General features: G+C 58.7%; 13 protein-coding genes and 2 pseudogenes. 5 read left to right on the top strand and 10 right to left on the bottom strand.

Annotated elements, in window-relative coordinates:
- Positions 1-78 precede the first annotated feature (78 nt).
- Complete coding sequence (locus tag DU506_RS13290) at positions 79-696, bottom strand: LysE family translocator (RefSeq protein ID WP_114487395.1); 618 nt, start codon at positions 694-696, stop codon at positions 79-81.
- A 214-nt stretch (positions 697-910) separates the two neighbouring features.
- On the opposite strand from DU506_RS13290, the gene DU506_RS13285 reads away from it, so the two are divergent.
- Both DU506_RS13285 and DU506_RS13280 read left to right on the top strand, forming a co-directional pair.
- A complete protein-coding gene (locus DU506_RS13285; protein ID WP_114487394.1) occupies positions 911-1,672 on the top strand; it encodes a YebC/PmpR family DNA-binding transcriptional regulator in 762 nt (253 codons plus the stop codon).
- A gap of 99 nt (positions 1,673-1,771) precedes the next feature.
- Positions 1,772-2,038, top strand: coding sequence for a hypothetical protein (locus tag DU506_RS13280; RefSeq protein WP_114487393.1), 267 nt, complete (start codon positions 1,772-1,774; stop codon positions 2,036-2,038).
- Between the two features lie 30 nt (positions 2,039-2,068).
- On the opposite strand, the gene DU506_RS13275 is transcribed toward DU506_RS13280, so the two are convergent.
- From DU506_RS13275 to DU506_RS13240, 8 genes are all read right to left on the bottom strand, one after another.
- A complete protein-coding gene (locus tag DU506_RS13275; protein ID WP_114487392.1) occupies positions 2,069-3,076 on the bottom strand; it encodes a zinc-dependent alcohol dehydrogenase family protein in 1,008 nt (335 codons plus the stop codon).
- A gap of 101 nt (positions 3,077-3,177) precedes the next feature.
- Positions 3,178-5,052: an ABC transporter ATP-binding protein gene (locus DU506_RS13270; protein ID WP_114487391.1), complete on the bottom strand. Its 1,875-nt coding sequence runs from the start codon at positions 5,050-5,052 to the stop codon at positions 3,178-3,180.
- 46 nt (positions 5,053-5,098) lie between these two features.
- On the bottom strand, positions 5,099-5,959 hold the full coding sequence (locus DU506_RS13265) for a PA4780 family RIO1-like protein kinase (protein ID WP_114487390.1): 861 nt from the start codon (positions 5,957-5,959) through the stop codon (positions 5,099-5,101).
- Positions 5,960-6,041: 82 nt separating this feature from the next.
- Complete coding sequence (gene dbpA, locus DU506_RS13260; protein ID WP_235825613.1) at positions 6,042-7,448, bottom strand: ATP-dependent RNA helicase DbpA; 1,407 nt, start codon at positions 7,446-7,448, stop codon at positions 6,042-6,044.
- 159 nt (positions 7,449-7,607) lie between these two features.
- Positions 7,608-8,081, bottom strand: a complete 474-nt coding sequence (gene ybaK / locus DU506_RS13255) for a Cys-tRNA(Pro) deacylase (RefSeq protein WP_114487388.1) — start codon at positions 8,079-8,081, stop codon at positions 7,608-7,610.
- 106 nt (positions 8,082-8,187) lie between these two features.
- Complete coding sequence (gene katE, locus DU506_RS13250; RefSeq protein WP_114487387.1) at positions 8,188-10,338, bottom strand: catalase HPII; 2,151 nt, start codon at positions 10,336-10,338, stop codon at positions 8,188-8,190.
- Between the two features lie 143 nt (positions 10,339-10,481).
- The gene (locus DU506_RS13245; RefSeq protein ID WP_114487386.1) at positions 10,482-11,669 is read right to left on the bottom strand and encodes a M24 family metallopeptidase; all 1,188 of its coding nucleotides are present in this window, start codon (positions 11,667-11,669) and stop codon (positions 10,482-10,484) included.
- Positions 11,670-11,794: 125 nt separating this feature from the next.
- Entirely contained in the window at positions 11,795-12,682 is an 888-nt protein-coding gene (locus DU506_RS13240; protein WP_220254382.1) for a prenyltransferase, read from the bottom strand.
- 178 nt (positions 12,683-12,860) lie between these two features.
- On the opposite strand from DU506_RS13240, the gene DU506_RS13235 reads away from it, so the two are divergent.
- Entirely contained in the window at positions 12,861-13,973 is a 1,113-nt protein-coding gene (locus DU506_RS13235) for an RNA-guided endonuclease InsQ/TnpB family protein (RefSeq protein ID WP_114487384.1), read from the top strand.
- 136 nt (positions 13,974-14,109) lie between these two features.
- On the opposite strand, the pseudogene DU506_RS22195 reads toward DU506_RS13235, so the two are convergent.
- A pseudogene (locus DU506_RS22195) lies at positions 14,110-14,745 on the bottom strand (NAD(P)H-dependent oxidoreductase).
- A 207-nt stretch (positions 14,746-14,952) separates the two neighbouring features.
- Here DU506_RS22195 and DU506_RS21680 point away from each other — a divergent pair.
- Both DU506_RS21680 and DU506_RS21675 read left to right on the top strand, forming a co-directional pair.
- Positions 14,953-15,105, top strand: a complete 153-nt coding sequence (locus DU506_RS21680) for a hypothetical protein (RefSeq protein ID WP_181870767.1) — start codon at positions 14,953-14,955, stop codon at positions 15,103-15,105.
- A gap of 333 nt (positions 15,106-15,438) precedes the next feature.
- Positions 15,439-15,670 (top strand): annotated as a pseudogene (locus DU506_RS21675) (IS200/IS605 family accessory protein TnpB-related protein); the annotation flags it as partial.

Below are 15,670 nucleotides of genomic sequence, written 5' to 3'. Positions count from 1 at the left end.
CTTTATCCACTTCAACATCAATATCGATCTACTGTTATCAACCTTGCCATGAGTGCCGACCAAGCGCCAGCGCAACGCTTAAACCAAGGGGCCGGCGATTACCCGTAGCGCCAGGGCGATCAATAGCACGCCGGTGATACGGTTGATCCAGTGCGCCCGTTGCTGCAGCCAGGGCAGCACCCGCGAATGCGACAGAGCCACCGCCACCAGCACATACCAGCCTCCGTCGATGATCATGGCTGTCGATACGATAATTACCTTGGCCGTCATGCTCATGTCCGGCGTGACGAACTGACTCAACAAGGCGACGAAAAACAGAATCAGTTTAGGATTACCCAGCGCTACCAGCACGCCTTCCCGAGCCGCCTGGCCATTGGTGCTGATGACTTGGCCGGGATGCATCGCCCCGCCTTTTCCGGCACGCAACGCCTTGACCCCGAGCCATGCCAGATACGCCGCGCCACCCCAAGTGATCAACTGAAATAATAGCGGAAATTGCACGATCAACTTGCCCAATCCCCAGACGGTGAGTAGCGCGTAAAACCCGACACCCAAGGCATGAAACAATGCAGCCACCACACCGGGCACGCGGCCGCCGCCAAGCGTATGGCGAAGCACCAGCGCCAGGCTAGGTCCTGGCGACATCGCCCCCATCATGCAGATCGCGACTAACGACAACCAAAGTGAAAATGCCATTCAAGCCCTCCTGTTGATGCGCCCAAGGCGCGATATAGACGCTCGACCATTGCCGCCAAAAAACGCCACCCAGTGTAAGCGATAAGCCGCATAAGGGTCGCCATGACAGGTAAATAACGCTGTTAGCATGGTATTGTGTTGGGTAATATTTGTCTTTTTCTCGACGAGCGTGAGGCCCTCATAGGGGCAGGCACGACCAGCACAGGACAGTAACATGGGTAGGGCATTTCAGAACCGCAAGGAATCCATGGCCAAGACGGCCGACGCCAAAACCAAGGTGTACAGCAAGTACGGCCGTGAGATTTACGTTACCGCCAAAGCCGGCGGCAGCGATCCCAATGGCAATTTGGCCCTGCGCGGCCTGATCGAGCGTGCCAAGAAAGACCAAGTACCTTCGCACGTGATCGATAAAGCGCTGGACAAGGCCAGCGGCGCCGGCGGCGAAGACTTCTCACCGGCGCGGTACGAAGGTTTCGGGCCGGGCAATGCCATGGTGATCGTCGAATGTCTGACCGATAACCCCAACCGTACCTTCGGTGACGTGCGCGGCTGCTTTACCAAGACCAAGAGCAAAATCGGCACGCCCGGTACCGTCAGCCACATGTTCGATCACTGCGCCATCTTCTCGTTTGCCGGAAGTGATGAAGAAGCCGTGCTCGAAGCGTTGATGGAAGCGGATGTGGACGTCACCGATATCGAACAGGAAGACGGGCGTATCACCGTCTTCGCCCCGCATACCGACTACGCCAAAGCCAAGCAGGCGCTGCTGGAAACCTTCGGTGATATCGATTTCGAGGTCGACGAGATTCAGTTCCTGCCCCAGACCACCACCGCCCTGGAAGGCGATGATGTCGCGGTTTTTGAAAAGCTGCTGGGCATGCTCAACGAGCTCGACGATGTCCAGAATGTCTATCACAGCGCGGAACTACCGACGACAATCAATGAACGTTGCGCTACGCTTAGATTGGACGGGTAACTAAATGTATATATCTTGCATCGGTGTGCAGTGTTTATAGAACTCCGCTGATTTCTCGATAAATAACATACCGTCGCTGATTAATGCAGGAGGGAACTCATGAGTATCGTCCATGTCACCGAGAAAGAACTTCATGCCAAGCTGGAAAAATGTTTTGCCGGAGAGCGTGTACTGGTGGAGCATGACGGCAACCGGCTCAGTGCCCGAATACAGCATGTGGGGTTCATGGGAGTGAAAGTGATTCCAGAAACCGACCTGAAACATAGCCACGGCGAACCCGGGGATGTGGAGGGAATCACCGTGCCTTACAAGGATATCTATGAAGTGGAAATCAAGGGCGTGGTTTACAGCCGTCTTCAGGACTGATACGCCCTCGTAGTGTGAGATAGCGTGAGATCAGAACTCCAGGCAGATCTTGCCGAAGTGTCGCCCGGCTTCTTCATAGCGAAATGCATCCGCAATATCTTCCAACGAGAAACGCCGGTCGATAACCGGATGCATGTCGGTGGCGTCAATCGCCCGAATCATTTCCTGCTGGTTACGCCGGCTACCCACGATCAGGCCCTGCAAGCGCGCCTGCTTGGCCATCAGCTTGGCAGTGGGAATCTCGCCCTCACGCCCGGTGAGAATGCCAATCAAGGCAATATGTCCGCCGATCCGCACTGCATCGATAGATTGCGGCAAGGTGCCCGGGCCGCCAACTTCAATCACATGGTCCACCCCACGTCCATTGGTCAGCTCCTTGACCTTCTTGCCCCACTCAGGCTCGTTTTTATAGTTGAGCGTATGCTCGGCACCCAGCTCCTTCAGCCGCTCGATCTTGGCATCTGAAGAGGAAGTGGCAATTACCCGCGCACCCATCATTCGAGCGAATTGCAGGGCGAATATCGACACACCGCCGGTGCCCAATACCAGCACGCTATCCCCTGCTTTCAGGCCACCGTCCACTACCAGCGCACGCCAGGCGGTCAGGCCCGCCGTGGTCAGGGTGGCGGATTCAGCATGGCTGTAGCCCTTGGGCTGATGAGTAAACCACTCGACCGGATGAATCACCTGCTCGCGAGCGTAGCCGTCTACGCCGTCACCCGGGGTGGTGGCAAAGTTACCCACCCGGGCGGGGCCTTCCAGCCAGTGCGGGAAGAAGGTCGACACCACCGCATCGCCTACCGCGAATTCTTCCACGCCCTCGCCCACGGCCTCCACCACACCGGCACCATCGGACATCGGAATGCGGCCTTCTTCGGTAGGGATCATCCCCGCCACCACCGCGTAATCATGAAAGTTGAGCGAACTGGCGTGAATACGCACACGTATCTCGCCAGGGCCGGGTTCGCCCGGCGCCGGGGTATCCTGAAGCTGAAGGTTATCCAGCCCACCGGGTTGTTTCAGGGTTACCGCTTTCATCGCAAGCTCCTTGGTTGTGCACGTTGGCTTGATGCATCGGCGAATTGGCAAATTGGCCAATTGCTGTCAAGACATTAGCAGACGAATAAGCCCTTCGCCCATCAAGGCGCCGCTTCAGTGGCGACATCCACCCCCAGAAAACCGCCGGACTGCCGCCACCATAATGCGGCGTAGATGCCATCCCGGGCCAACAATTGCTGATGCGTGCCGGTTTCCACGATGCGCCCTTCATCCACCACCACCAGGCGGTCAAGCATGGCGATCGTCGAAAGCCGGTGAGCAATGGCGATCACCGTCTTGCCTTCCATCAAGGTATCCAGCTGTTCCTGAATGGCAGCTTCGACTTCGGAATCGAGAGCCGAGGTCGCTTCGTCCAGCACCAGTATCGGAGCGTTCTTGAGCAGCACCCTGGCGATAGCGATACGTTGACGCTGGCCCCCGGAGAGCTTCACCCCACGCTCGCCCACATGCGCATCCAGGCCACGCCGCCCCTTGGGGTCGACCAGCTCATTGATGAAGCTGTCGGCATGCGCACGACAAACAGCTTCCCAGACGGCCTCATCATCGGCATGGGGGCTGCCATAGCGGATATTGTCACGCAGCGAGCGGTGCAACAGCGAGGTATCCTGGGTGACCATGCCAATCTGATGACGCAGAGATGTCTGCGTCACCTTGGCGATATCCTGGCCGTCGATCAGAATCCGCCCGCCCTGAAGATCGTAAAAACGCAGCAGCAGGTTGGCCAGGGTCGATTTGCCCGCCCCGGAACGCCCGATCAAACCGACTTTCTCTCCCGGTGAGATAGTCAGGTCCAGTCCGTCGAAGACACGCCGGGTTTCCCCTTTCGCCTGGGCATATTCGAAGCATAGCGACTCGAAGCGAATCTCGCCCTGTGTGACACGCAGCGTATCGGCGTCAGGAACGTCTTTTACCTCGGGGTCTCGGGCAATGGTATTCATGCCGTCCTGCACCGTGCCGATGTTCTCGAATAGTCCAGCCACTTCCCACAGAATCCAGTCGGACATAAAACGTATACGCATCACCAGGGCAATGGAAACGGCCAGCACCCCAAGCGAGATCGCCTCGAAATACCAGGCACCGATGGCCATGGCGGCGGTGCCAGTCAGGAGTAAGGAGTTGAGCAGGGTCAAACTCACCGACATGCGGGTCACCAGGCGCATCTGGCGATGCACGGTTTGCATGAAACCTTCCATGGCATCCCGGGCATAGGCCTGTTCGCGCTGGGTATCGGCGAACAGCTTGAGCGTCTGGATATTGCTGTAGCTGTCGACCACCCGCCCGGTCATCTGGGCGCGGGCGTCGGCCTGGGCCATGGAGATATCGCGCAGACGCGGCACGAATACCCGCATGATCAGCAGATATCCCACCAGCCAAAGTACCAGCGGCAACACCAGCCACATGTCCGCTCGCCCCAGCAGGATCATCGCGCCACTGAAATAGACCAGGGCATACACCATCAGATCCATCAGCTTGGTCACGGTTTCGCGGATCGCAAGCGCGGTCTGCATGACCTTCTGTGACACCCGCCCGGCAAACTCGTCCTGATAGAATGCCAGGCTCTGCCCCAGCATGTGCCGGTGTGACAGCCAACGGCCGATCATGGGGTAATTGCCGAAAATGCTCTGGTGAGTGACCAGCGACTGCAAGAGTACCAATAGCGGCAAGCCGACGATCACCAGCGCCGCCATGCCTGCCAGGCGCCAGCCGTAGTCGGCAAAAAAGCCTTCGCGTTCGGCGGTCGAAAGCCAATCCACCAAATCGCCCATGTAACTGAAAAACACCACCTCGGCGGCGGAAACCAGTGCCGTCAGCAACGACATCGCCACCAGTAGCGGCAACACCGGGCGGGAAAAATGCAGGATGAAGGCAAACAACCCCGATGGCGGTGTCTTGACCTCGCCTTCGGGGTAGGGATTGACCAATCTTTCAAAGTAATGAAATACGCGCGCCAGCATAGAAGCTCTCAGTAGACGATTCGACGGTACCGCTTGACGATACCGTTCAGTCGTCGTCGTCCTCGTCGCCGTGAATGCGCGCCTGTCGATCCAGCTCTTCTTCCTCGGCGTCGTCGATCACCGCCAGCACTTCATCCACGTCGGCGATATGGGTATCGAGGACGAATTGACCGGTCAGTTCGCTATCCGGATGCAGCTGGCCGGATTCGTAAAGTGCCCAGATCTCCTTGGCGTATTGCGTTTCCAGCAACTCCGGGGCGTAGCGAGCGAAATAATCGCGCATATTATCGACATCGCGCTCCAGCATTTCCTGGGCGGCGTTGTTACCGGCGGCATCCACTGCCTGAGGCAGGTCGATGATCACCGGGACCCGGCCATCGAACAGAACGTTGAATTCGGAAAGATCGCCGTGAATCAAACCGGCGCACAGCATCCGAACCACTTCCTGCAGTACCGTGGCGTAATGCTCACGGGCCTGTTCCGGGGTAAAGGTGACGTCATCCAGCCGCGGCGCCGTGTAGCCGTCGGCGTCGTTGATCAACTCCATCAACAAGACGCCATCGACGAAACCGAACGGCTCGGGCACGCGCACTCCGGCGGCGGCCAGGCGATACAGGGCATCCACTTCCGAGTTCAGCCAGGCTTTTTCCTGCTCTTTCTGGCCGTAGCGCGTCTTTTTCGCCATTGCCCGCGAACGTCGGCTGTTGCGCTCCTTGCGTCCCTCCTGGTACTGCACCGCCTGCTTGAAACTGCGCTGCTTGGCTTCCTTGAACACCTTGGCGCAGCGTACCTGTTCGCCACAACGCACCACGTAAACCTGCGCTTCCTTACCGCTCATCAACTGCACCAGCACTTCGTCTATCATGCCGTCGTCAACCAGCGGCTGTAATCGTTTAGGTATTTTCATGACTGGCTGTCTTGGTTCCTCTTGGTTCTTGGAGAATGACGGTGTGGGAGCGGCCTTTCAAAGCCTTGTAAATAAGCGGCAATCAGCGGCTCACGCGACGCACACGAAATGAACGTCCTTTGAGTTTATCCTGAGCGAGTTTGTTCAACGCGGCGTTCACCGCATCCTGTTTGACCGCCACGAAGGCACTACGCTGCAGCACTTTTATCCTGCCCACCTGATCGCCACGAATGCCTTGTTCACCGGTCAAGGCGCCCAGAATATCGCCGGGGCGAAGTTTATCCTTCTTGCCGCCGTCCAGTTGCAATGTCGCCATCGGCGGAAAGAACGGCTCACGATTCTTGACCGGCGGCAACGGCTCGCAGGTCAGGCGCTGCTCCAGAAATGTACCCAGCAGCCCCAGACGATAATCTTCCTTTTCACTGACCAGGGTACAGGCCACGCCGCTGGCACCCGCACGCCCGGTGCGTCCGACCCGGTGCACATGCACTTCCAGGTCGCGGGCGATCTGGTAATTGATGACCGCATCCAGCTCGGCGATATCCAGCCCTCGGGCGGCGACATCGGTGGCCACCAGAATAGAAGCGCTCTGGTTGGAAAATAGCACCAAGGTGCGGTCACGGTCACGTTGTTCCAGGTCACCATGCAAGGCCAGCGCACTGAAACCCGCCTCATTCAGGGCATCGGCCACTTCCTGGGTTTCACGCTTGGTATTACAGAACACCACCGTCGAGACCGGCCGATAATGCAGCAGCACCTGGCGCAGTGCCGCAAAACGCGCCGCCTCGCTTTCGATCAAGTAAAAATGCTGGCGAATCGTGGTGCTGTCGTGGGTCTCCTCCACTTTCACCCGTAGAGGATCACGCATCAGCCCTGCGGCGATCGCTCGGATACTGCCTTTCTGCTCGTCTTCGGGAAAGGTGGCGCTGAACATCAAGGTCTGCCGCGAGGCCGGTGTCTGGCCGATGATCGCTTCAAGCGAGGCTTGAAAGCCCATATCCAGCATGCGATCCGCTTCATCGAGCACCAGCATCGTCAAGCGCGAAAGGTCCAGTGAGCCTTTGCGCAAATGCTCCTCCACGCGTCCCGGCGTGCCCACCACGATATGCGCACCGTGTTCCAGTGACCCCAGCTGCGGGCCGAACGGCGCTCCGCCGCACAGGGTCAACACTTTGACGTTGGGCATGGCCCGCGCCAGGCGGCGAATTTCTTCGGCTACCTGGTCGGCAAGCTCTCGGGTGGGACACAGCACCAGGCCTTGCACGGCAAAGCTTTCGGGATTCAGGGCTGCAAGCAGCCCCAGGCCGAAGGCCGCCGTCTTGCCTGAACCGGTCTTGGCCTGGGCAATCACATCGCGTTTATCCAGAATTGCGGGCAGCGCGGCGGCCTGAACCGGGGTCATCGCTAGATAGCCTAACGAATCCAGGTTGCTCAGCAATGCCGAAGGCAACACTAACGTGGTAAAACGGGGGGAATCAGCATCGGACACAACGACAACCTGCAAAAGCCATAAGATAAAAAAACAAACGCCGGCAGCGCCAGCGACCCAGGACGGCAACCCGCGCCTGTCAACTTCCGGCACCATACCAGAAACCGCTCTACGCTGCCCTTTCTAGCGGTATAAGTCAGCCCATCCTGATGCTCGCCATCACGCCTGGGTCAGGGGCGCGAATCGCCCTTGGGTCAGGCCGGCCAGGCCTTCCGGGCTCAGTTCGATTTCCAATCCACGACGCCCCGCACTCACATAGATGCTTGCCTGGGCCTGGGCCGAGGTATCGATGAAGGTGGCCAAGCGCTTTTTCTGACCCAACGGGCTGACCCCGCCCAGTACGTAGCCGGTGGCGCGCTCCACCTCGTCCGGTTCGGCCATGGCCGCCTTTTTCGCTCCCGCCGCCTTGGCGATTCGTTTCATGCCAAGCTGCGCGGTCACCGGCACAACCCCAATGGCGAGCACCTTGCCATCGAGCTTCACCACCAGGGTCTTGAACACGCGCTCCGGTAATACGCCGAGTTTCTGGGCCGCTTCAAAGCCATACGACAGCGTGGCGCCCGGCTCGTGACTATATTCATGCACCTGGTACGCCATTCCGGCCTGTCTGGCGCTGTAAATCGCAGGGGTCATCCGATTTCCTTGTCAAAGAGACGTCCCGCGGTTCTCTCAAGGGTTATGACCCGGATAAGAAAATCACGAGACGTCGGGATCTACGAATCTATTTTTCAGCTAACTATCATGCGGACATCATGTTTGCCTTGGAATCGCGTGTCCAGACCCGGTGCTTGCCCAACACTTCACAAAAATCAGCGAAGACGTCCTGCAGCGTAGCGCCACTTATCACCCCCTCTTCCGGCACGGGTATTTCGGCGGTCTCCAGAAGACGTTTTCCTTCCCCGATGGCGACAATCACTTTCAGGTGCTTGTAAGCCTCCTGGAGGTAATAGCGCCCTTGGCCGGATTGCGCCAGGGTATCGATGCTCTGTTGCCCATCGGCCACGATAACCGCATCCATGGTTACCGAAGGCTGACCGTTAAGCATGGCGTCGGGGGACACCATTCGGCCATCGTTTGCCTTGACGGGCGCCATGCTTGGCGCGATGAGCATCGCTTGAGCTCCTTCGCCCTCAAGCCGGGTCTTGATCTCGTCCAGCTGGGCGGCATCCACGCCATCGGCCACCAGCACCGCGACCTTGCGCATGGCGATGTGGCCCGGCAGGCGCGCCATCAGGCTCAGCGCCTCGGAATAGGTCTGCGCGCTATGGCCCAGCTCATCCGCCGAAGCAGGTTTCTGGGCCGGGGCTTCGATGCCGTGCATCTCCCCGACACGACGCGCCAGCTCCAAGTCGATGTTGGGCAGGATCTCCTTGATCACTCGCTCACAAATCCAGGGCCGCTGCACCTTGGAAAGCTCGAAGGCATAAGCGGCGATGATGTGCTCCTTCTCCACGTCCGACTGGCTGTTCCAGAACAGCGTGGCCTGAGAATAATGGTCACCGAAGGAATCGCTGCGACCCCGCACCTTATGGGCGTCTATACGCTCGTAATGGGTTTCAAAACCGCCACTTTCCTCGGCCGGTGGGGTTTCACTCGGCCAGCCGCCATCGATGGAGTTCGGCTCGTAGGACGCCTGACCTTTGTTGATGGTCTGACGGTGCATCGAATCGCGCTGATTGTTGTGGAACGGACATACCGGCTGGTTAATCGGAATTTCGTGAAAATTCGGCCCGCCCAGGCGCAGCATCTGTGTATCGGTGTACGAAAACAACCGCCCTTGCAGCAAGGGGTCGTTACTGAAGTCGATTCCCGGTACCACATGAGCGGGATTGAACGCCACCTGCTCGGTCTCGGCAAAGAAGTTGTCCGGGTTGCGGTTGAGTACCATCTTGCCGATCAGCGTCACCGGCACCTGCTCTTCGGGAATGATCTTGGTGGGATCGAGAATATCGAAGTCGAAGCGATGCTCGTCCTCCTCTTCCACTACCTGGATGCCCAGCTCGTATTCGAGAAAATCGCCGTTCTCGATGTCATCCCACATCATACGGCGGTTGAAGTCCGGGTCACGTCCCCAGAGTTTCTGGGCTTCGTCCCAGATCAACGAGCAGATGCCGGCCACCGGTTTCCAGTGGAACTTGACGAAACGCGACTTGCCTTGCCTATCGATCAGCCGGAAGGTGTGCACACCGAAGCCTTCCATGTTGCGGTAGTGCCGTGGAAAGGCCCGATCCGACATGGTCCACAGCACCATATGGGTGGCTTCCGGCATCAAGGACACGAAATCCCAGAAGGTATCGTGGGCCGACTGTCCCATGGGAATCTCGTTATGCGGCTCGGGCTTTACCGCATGCACGAAATCCGGAAACTTGATCGCATCCTGGATGAAGAACACCGGCATGTTGTTACCGACCAGGTCCCAGTTGCCCTCGTCGGTGTAGAACTTGGTGGCAAAGCCGCGTACATCGCGCACGGTGTCGTTGGAGCCGCGTGAGCCTTGCACCGTGGAAAAACGCACGAATACCGGGGTTTTCTTGTCGGGGTCCTTGAACAGCCCCGCCTTGGAGTACTGGGTAGCATTTTCATACGGCTGGAAATAGCCATGTGCCGCCGCCCCACGCGCATGCACGATGCGCTCGGGAATACGTTCATTGTCGAAATGGTTGAGCTTTTCGCGGAAGACGAAATCTTCGAGCAAGGTGGGACCACGCTCTCCAGCTTTCAGCGAGTTGTGGTTGTCCGAGATTCGCATCCCCTGGTTGGTGCGCAGATCGTGCCCTTCGGCATCGCTGCGGTAATGTTCCAGGTTATCCGATTTGCTCGATTCGTCGGTGGTGAAGTCTGTATCGTGCGGCCCGTCACTGTTCGGGTTGGTATGCGGATTCTTTGCCATGACCCACGCCTCCTGTGTCACGTCTCCTGTAATTGCTCCTGTTTCCACGACAGTGGTTAAACCGTTACCAGCATCGCCGTCACTTCAACGTAGACAGCCACTCTCGCAGATACAAGGCGGACTATTGGGTCAATCCAGATGGGTCAATCCAGGCGTTCCTCCAGCTGCCAGCCATTATCGGTAAGCGGCACGGCACCGTGCGGGGTCACTTGCACGGTATCGCTTAAACCGATGCCCCATTGTCCCGGCCAGCGCAGGCATAACGGCAGGTGAAAGACCATATCGGGTTCGAATTCGCGCATCTGGTTCCGGGCGATAAAGCCTGTGCCTTCCACCCAGCTGGGCGGAAATTGCGCGCCGACCGCATAACCGTAGACCCCGGAGAAAAACAGCTTGTCACTCCATAGCGCCAGAACGGCATCCGCCGCCCGGGCCGCGTCATCGAAGGTATTGCCGGGGCGCATCGCATCGCACAGTACTTCGAATAAACGCAGACACACATCGCGCACCGCCTGCATGTCCGGGGTTGCCCGGCCCGCCACCACGGTACGCATCATCGGCGCGGTGTAACGCTGATAGGCCGAGCCGAACTCCAGAAACACCGGGTCATTGGGCTCGATCACCCGGCGCTTGTGGTTGACGTGAATAATGCTGATACGCCACCCAACGGTGACAATCGGCTGCAGGCTCATGAACTCGCTCCCGGCTTCCAGCAGTGCACGCGAGCCTTCCGCCGCCACGTCGTTATCCGTCACCCCGGGTCGAATCACCTGGATCGCCGCCTTGAGCCCGGCCGAGGTAATGCGTGCACTTTCCCGTAGACATTCGATCTCCGCCGATGTCTTAACGACGCGAACCCCATCCAGCACCTTGCCGCCTTCCCGGAAGCGCCCACTGCCCAGGCGCTGTTGCAACTGACTGATCACCCCATGGCGTAGCCCGGCACTCCAGCCGTCCATGCCGATGGAATGGTACTGGGCCAGCACGTCGTAAAGCGGCTCGACCACCTCGTCGATGCCTTCCCAGCGATACCCGAGGATTTCATCCACCTTGGCCGTGACCACGGCCGGGCCAGTCTCGATAGAGGGCACCTGAAGCACACAACGCTTGGCGGAGAACACCAGACAGGTATGCACCGAAACCTCGAAGGTGTGATAACCGGTCAAGTAATAGATATCCGCCGGGTCGGTCACTAACAGCGCCTCCAGCCCAGCGGCCTGCATGGCGCTTATTACCTTGGCACGGCGCTGGTCGAATTCCACTTCTGGAAACGGCAATTCCGAGGCTTTTAGCTGAACTTCAAGGGCATGACGATAGGCAAGATAGTTCATGGGCGCGACGCTCCGGCAATTCAGGGTTCTTGGGGATTGAGGATTGAGGAATAACGGTTGCCTGCTGAAGTGTAGTCAGAATGGCGTGGCCAAGCGTTTGATCAGCCAACGCCTCAGCTAACCTTTCAGTGAGCGAGCAACTGAAACAGCGGAAACAACCCGAACCACAGGACGTAGCCCAGCGAGACACCCATCAACCCATCGATGCGGGAGGAGACGCTGCTATTTTCCGAAAGCTCGGTCTTTCCCCTCTGGCGATATAACCAGAAGGCCAGCAAGGCGGCATGGGGAACCACCACATAGGCAATACCGCCGTAAGCTCCCTCGGCGATGCCCAGCAGATGCCAGACGAGCGCCACGCTCGCGGAAGCCAGGGTAAAGCCCAAGGCAAGCCCCAGCGCACCGCGACGCCCTAGACGTACCGCCAGGGTGCGCTTGGCAACCGCCGCATCAGCCTCAAGGTCAGGTATTCCCGCGAGCGTGATGGCAGGCATGATCGCCAGGAGCAGAGGCAGGCTTAAAAGCCACGGTAAGGCGTCGTACCAGTCACCTGCGAAAATCACATAGCCGCTCAATAGCACGCCGATACTGTGAGTGACCGCCACATCCAATTCGCCCAGGCCGCGATAGCTGAGTTTCAAGGGCGCCGCCGTATATCCCAGGGTCAATATCGTCAGCACCACCAATACCAGGGTGATGCTCCCCGCGGATCCCGGCGTCTGGCTCAAGAGCCACGCCGAGGCAGCCACGAATCCCAGTAGCGACACGAGGATGCCGGTCCTGAGTTCACGTTGGCTCAAAAGCCCTTCCACCAACACCCGCGAGCCGCCCGTGAAGGTGCTGTAAAAGCGGTTCTGTCGGTCGCTGGGCAAGTCGATGACGTCATTGGTGAGTACCGTCGCCACCTCCAGCAGGAACAGACAAAGATACCCCAGCCAGAAGATACCGGTGCTGAACACATCGCCACTGGGGGAAGCCGCCAGGGCACCGATGGCATAAGCCACCCAGGTCATGGGATAGAACTGCAGCCGCAGCGCTCTAAGCCAGGCTCCGGCTTTATCAAAAAGCGCGTAATACCTCTTCCTGAGTCGCGTAGCGCGAAGGGAGGGGATACAAGCGCGGCACCCGCGAGGGTGCCTTGTTGGCACTGGTACTTGAAAACTTACAGGACACGGACTACGCATGTAACTCATGCAAACCGAACGCGCCTACAAGTACCGATTTTACCCGACGCCCGAGCAGGAAATCCTGCTGGCGCGGACGTTTGGGTGCGTGCGGTTTGTCTGGAACGCGGTGCTGCGACATCGCACCGATGCGTTTTACGAGCGCAAAGAGAAAGTCGGCTACAACGATGCCAGCGCCTTCCTGACGCAACTGAAAAAACAGCCTGACACCGCGTTCCTGGCCGAGGTCAGTTCGGTGCCCTTGCAGCAATGCCTGCGCCATCAGCAAACCGCGTTCAAGCACTTCTTTGCCAAGCGCGCTCGGTACCCGCGTTTCAAGTCAAAGAAGCAGCGACAGTCCGCCACCTTTGCCAGTTCGGCGTTTGTGTATCGTAACGGCCAGGTCACGCTGGCCAAGTGCAAGGAACCCCTCAATATCCGCTGGAGCCGCGAGCTTCCGTCAGCCCCCAGCACCGTCACGGTATCCAGAGATCGCGCCGGTCGCTACTTCATTAGCTGCCTGTGCCAGGTCGACACCCTATCGCTCGGCGTGGTGCCGAAGATGGTGGGTATCGATCTTGGCTTGAAAGACCTGTTTGTCACCAGCGATGAAAGGCGCGTCAACAACCCCCGCCATACGGCGCGTCACGCACGTAAGCTGGCGCGGGCACAGCGCCAGCTATCGCGGAAGAAAAAAGGCTCCAATAACCGCGCCAAGGCGCGGCGTATCGTGGCCAGGCGCCACGCAAAAATCGCCGATGCCCGGCTTGACCACCTTCATAAACTCACCCGGCAGATCGTCAACGAGAACCAAGTGATCTGTGCTGAAAGCCTCGCGGTGAAAAACATGGTCAAGAATCGGTCGCTGTCGAAAGCCATCAGCGATGTGGGCTGGGGCGAGCTGGTGCGCCAGCTTGAGTACAAGTCTGCCTGGGCGGGGCGTCAGTTCGTCCAGATTGGCCGCTGGTATCCCAGCTCGAAGCGCTGCCATGGCTGCGGCTTTGTACTGGAATCCCTGTCGCTCGATGTTCGCACCTGGGACTGTCCCGGCTGCGGCACCCAAGGCATTGATCGAGACCTCAATGCAGCACGTAACATCCTGCAAGCCGGCACCGCGCTGTTAGCCGGTACTGAGCGTTGAAGTAATACCGAGGGGCACTCGGGAATGTACGCCTGTGGAGTTTGTGTAAGACCGGCAATGCCAAGGCATTGAGGCGACGGACAGCGAAGCAGGAACCAGGAAGGCGACGACCTGGGAATCCCCTTCCGCAAGCGCGTCAGCGCTGAAGGTGGGGGAGGATGTCAAGTTGCAGCCACTCGAAAGAGGAAATACGGCCACGTTCCAATTGGCGCCCCTGGAACTTGGCCCGTGCCAGCCATGCCTGACGCTGTCGGGCTGTGGAATCCTTGACCGGCCCGCAGGCTAGGTAGCGCACCGGACGAATCCCGCAAAAACCCAAGGTCGCCTTCGCCAAGGCATTTCTTCCCGGCTGGCGATAAAGCAGCTTGTAGATCAAGGGAGGCGTATCCATGGTGGTGATCAGCTGCGCTGAACGCCCTTTCAGCAGCCCTTCGTAACCGATCCCGCCTTCACAGGGAATGAACGCGAACCCAGGCAGCATGATGCGTTCCAGAAAGCCCTTGAGCAGCGCGGGAGCCCCGCCCCACCAAGTGGGATAGACGAACACCAGATGCTCCGCCTACTCCACCAGCTCCCGCGCCCGGCTCAGGTCGGTTTCCAACGGTTGCTGGTTGGGTGAGGGCGTATGCACATTCGGGTCGAAATCAAGTTCGGCAAGGTCCAGGCGGCGCAACTCCACCCCCGCCGCCCGAGCGCCTTCACTGTAAGCATCCGCCAGGGCGCCGCACAGACTCTCGACACGCGGGTGGCCCAAGATAAGCAGTACGTTCATGCGCAAACCCCACTCAAGCATGATGTCGTAGCGTGCAAGCGCCGAGTGGTTTTGCAAATTTCCGCCTTCATGCCATCCTTCCTGAACCCTTTTGAACAAAATCCTGCCGCATTCTGCGATTCGATTCATTCAAAGAATCGACAGTTAAGGCAGGGCAAGGTGTCAGCCTTGCTTGTTCTTATCACTGGTTGGATATATAGTTTTCTTATGCCGATCATCCGTTCCGACTCCCTGGCGCTACATGTCACCAGTGCCGACCAACAGACCGCTCTGACGGATACGCTGGTGCTGTATCGGCGATTGGTGCGCGATCTCATGACCGTGGCGTATACGCACTGGCCGCAGGTCGGCGTCTGCTAAGGGAACGCGGTGGTCGAGGTAATAGAACGGCTGATACATCCCACCCAAAAACGACCACAGGTACGCTACACGTACTTTGCTAAACGCGACTACAAGTTTCCATCGTACCTTCGCCGTGTCGCTATCATGGATGCGGTTGGTCAAGTCCGCTCCTTCGTGACACGGTTTGAGGCGTGACGCAGCGGTGATCGTAAACACCTGCACGCCAAACCACCGCGCCTGACATCCAGCACCAAGACCTTTCCGAGCCTTTACGGGAGCCAGTGCGCCAGGATCAATGCCGATGCCAGCCATGCCTTTATCAAGGTGCGACAGCATAATGATTGGGCCTGGATGGGATTTCGGCTCAAGGGAACATGCCGGTTCCGGGGGAAAGGCAAGGCCAAATCCCCGCTACTGACCACTAACGGTCGACAATGGCTACTCTCGTTGCCCGAACAGTTTGATCCACCCAAGCCCGCCAAAGGCGCCCCTGACCGGGTGCTGGCGGTGGATGTTGGCATTAACACGGCGGCGACCTGGGCGGTCGTCGATGCTCAAGGCACTGTCCACGCACGCGGGTTTC

The sequence above is a fragment of the Vreelandella rituensis genome (assembly GCF_003336665.1).
GTDB lineage: Bacteria > Pseudomonadota > Gammaproteobacteria > Pseudomonadales > Halomonadaceae > Vreelandella > Vreelandella rituensis.
This window is presented reverse-complemented; position numbering and strand designations above follow the sequence as displayed.

Excerpts from the sequence above, each read along its gene's own strand:
- DU506_RS13290 (WP_114487395.1), bottom strand. The coding sequence starts at position 696 with ATGGCATTTTCACTTTGGTTGTCGTTAGTCGCGATCTGCATGATGGGG.
- DU506_RS13285 (WP_114487394.1), top strand. The coding sequence starts at position 911 with ATGGGTAGGGCATTTCAGAACCGCAAGGAATCCATGGCCAAGACGGCC.
- DU506_RS13280 (WP_114487393.1), top strand. The coding sequence starts at position 1,772 with ATGAGTATCGTCCATGTCACCGAGAAAGAACTTCATGCCAAGCTGGAA.
- DU506_RS13275 (WP_114487392.1), bottom strand. The coding sequence starts at position 3,076 with ATGAAAGCGGTAACCCTGAAACAACCCGGTGGGCTGGATAACCTTCAG.
- DU506_RS13270 (WP_114487391.1), bottom strand. The coding sequence starts at position 5,052 with ATGCTGGCGCGCGTATTTCATTACTTTGAAAGATTGGTCAATCCCTAC.
- DU506_RS13265 (WP_114487390.1), bottom strand. The coding sequence starts at position 5,959 with ATGAAAATACCTAAACGATTACAGCCGCTGGTTGACGACGGCATGATA.
- ybaK (WP_114487388.1), bottom strand. The coding sequence starts at position 8,081 with ATGACCCCTGCGATTTACAGCGCCAGACAGGCCGGAATGGCGTACCAG.
- katE (WP_114487387.1), bottom strand. The coding sequence starts at position 10,338 with ATGGCAAAGAATCCGCATACCAACCCGAACAGTGACGGGCCGCACGAT.
- DU506_RS13245 (WP_114487386.1), bottom strand. The coding sequence starts at position 11,669 with ATGAACTATCTTGCCTATCGTCATGCCCTTGAAGTTCAGCTAAAAGCC.
- DU506_RS13240 (WP_220254382.1), bottom strand. The coding sequence starts at position 12,682 with ATGACCTGGGTGGCTTATGCCATCGGTGCCCTGGCGGCTTCCCCCAGT.
- DU506_RS13235 (WP_114487384.1), top strand. The coding sequence starts at position 12,861 with ATGCAAACCGAACGCGCCTACAAGTACCGATTTTACCCGACGCCCGAG.
- DU506_RS21680 (WP_181870767.1), top strand. The coding sequence starts at position 14,953 with ATGCCGATCATCCGTTCCGACTCCCTGGCGCTACATGTCACCAGTGCC.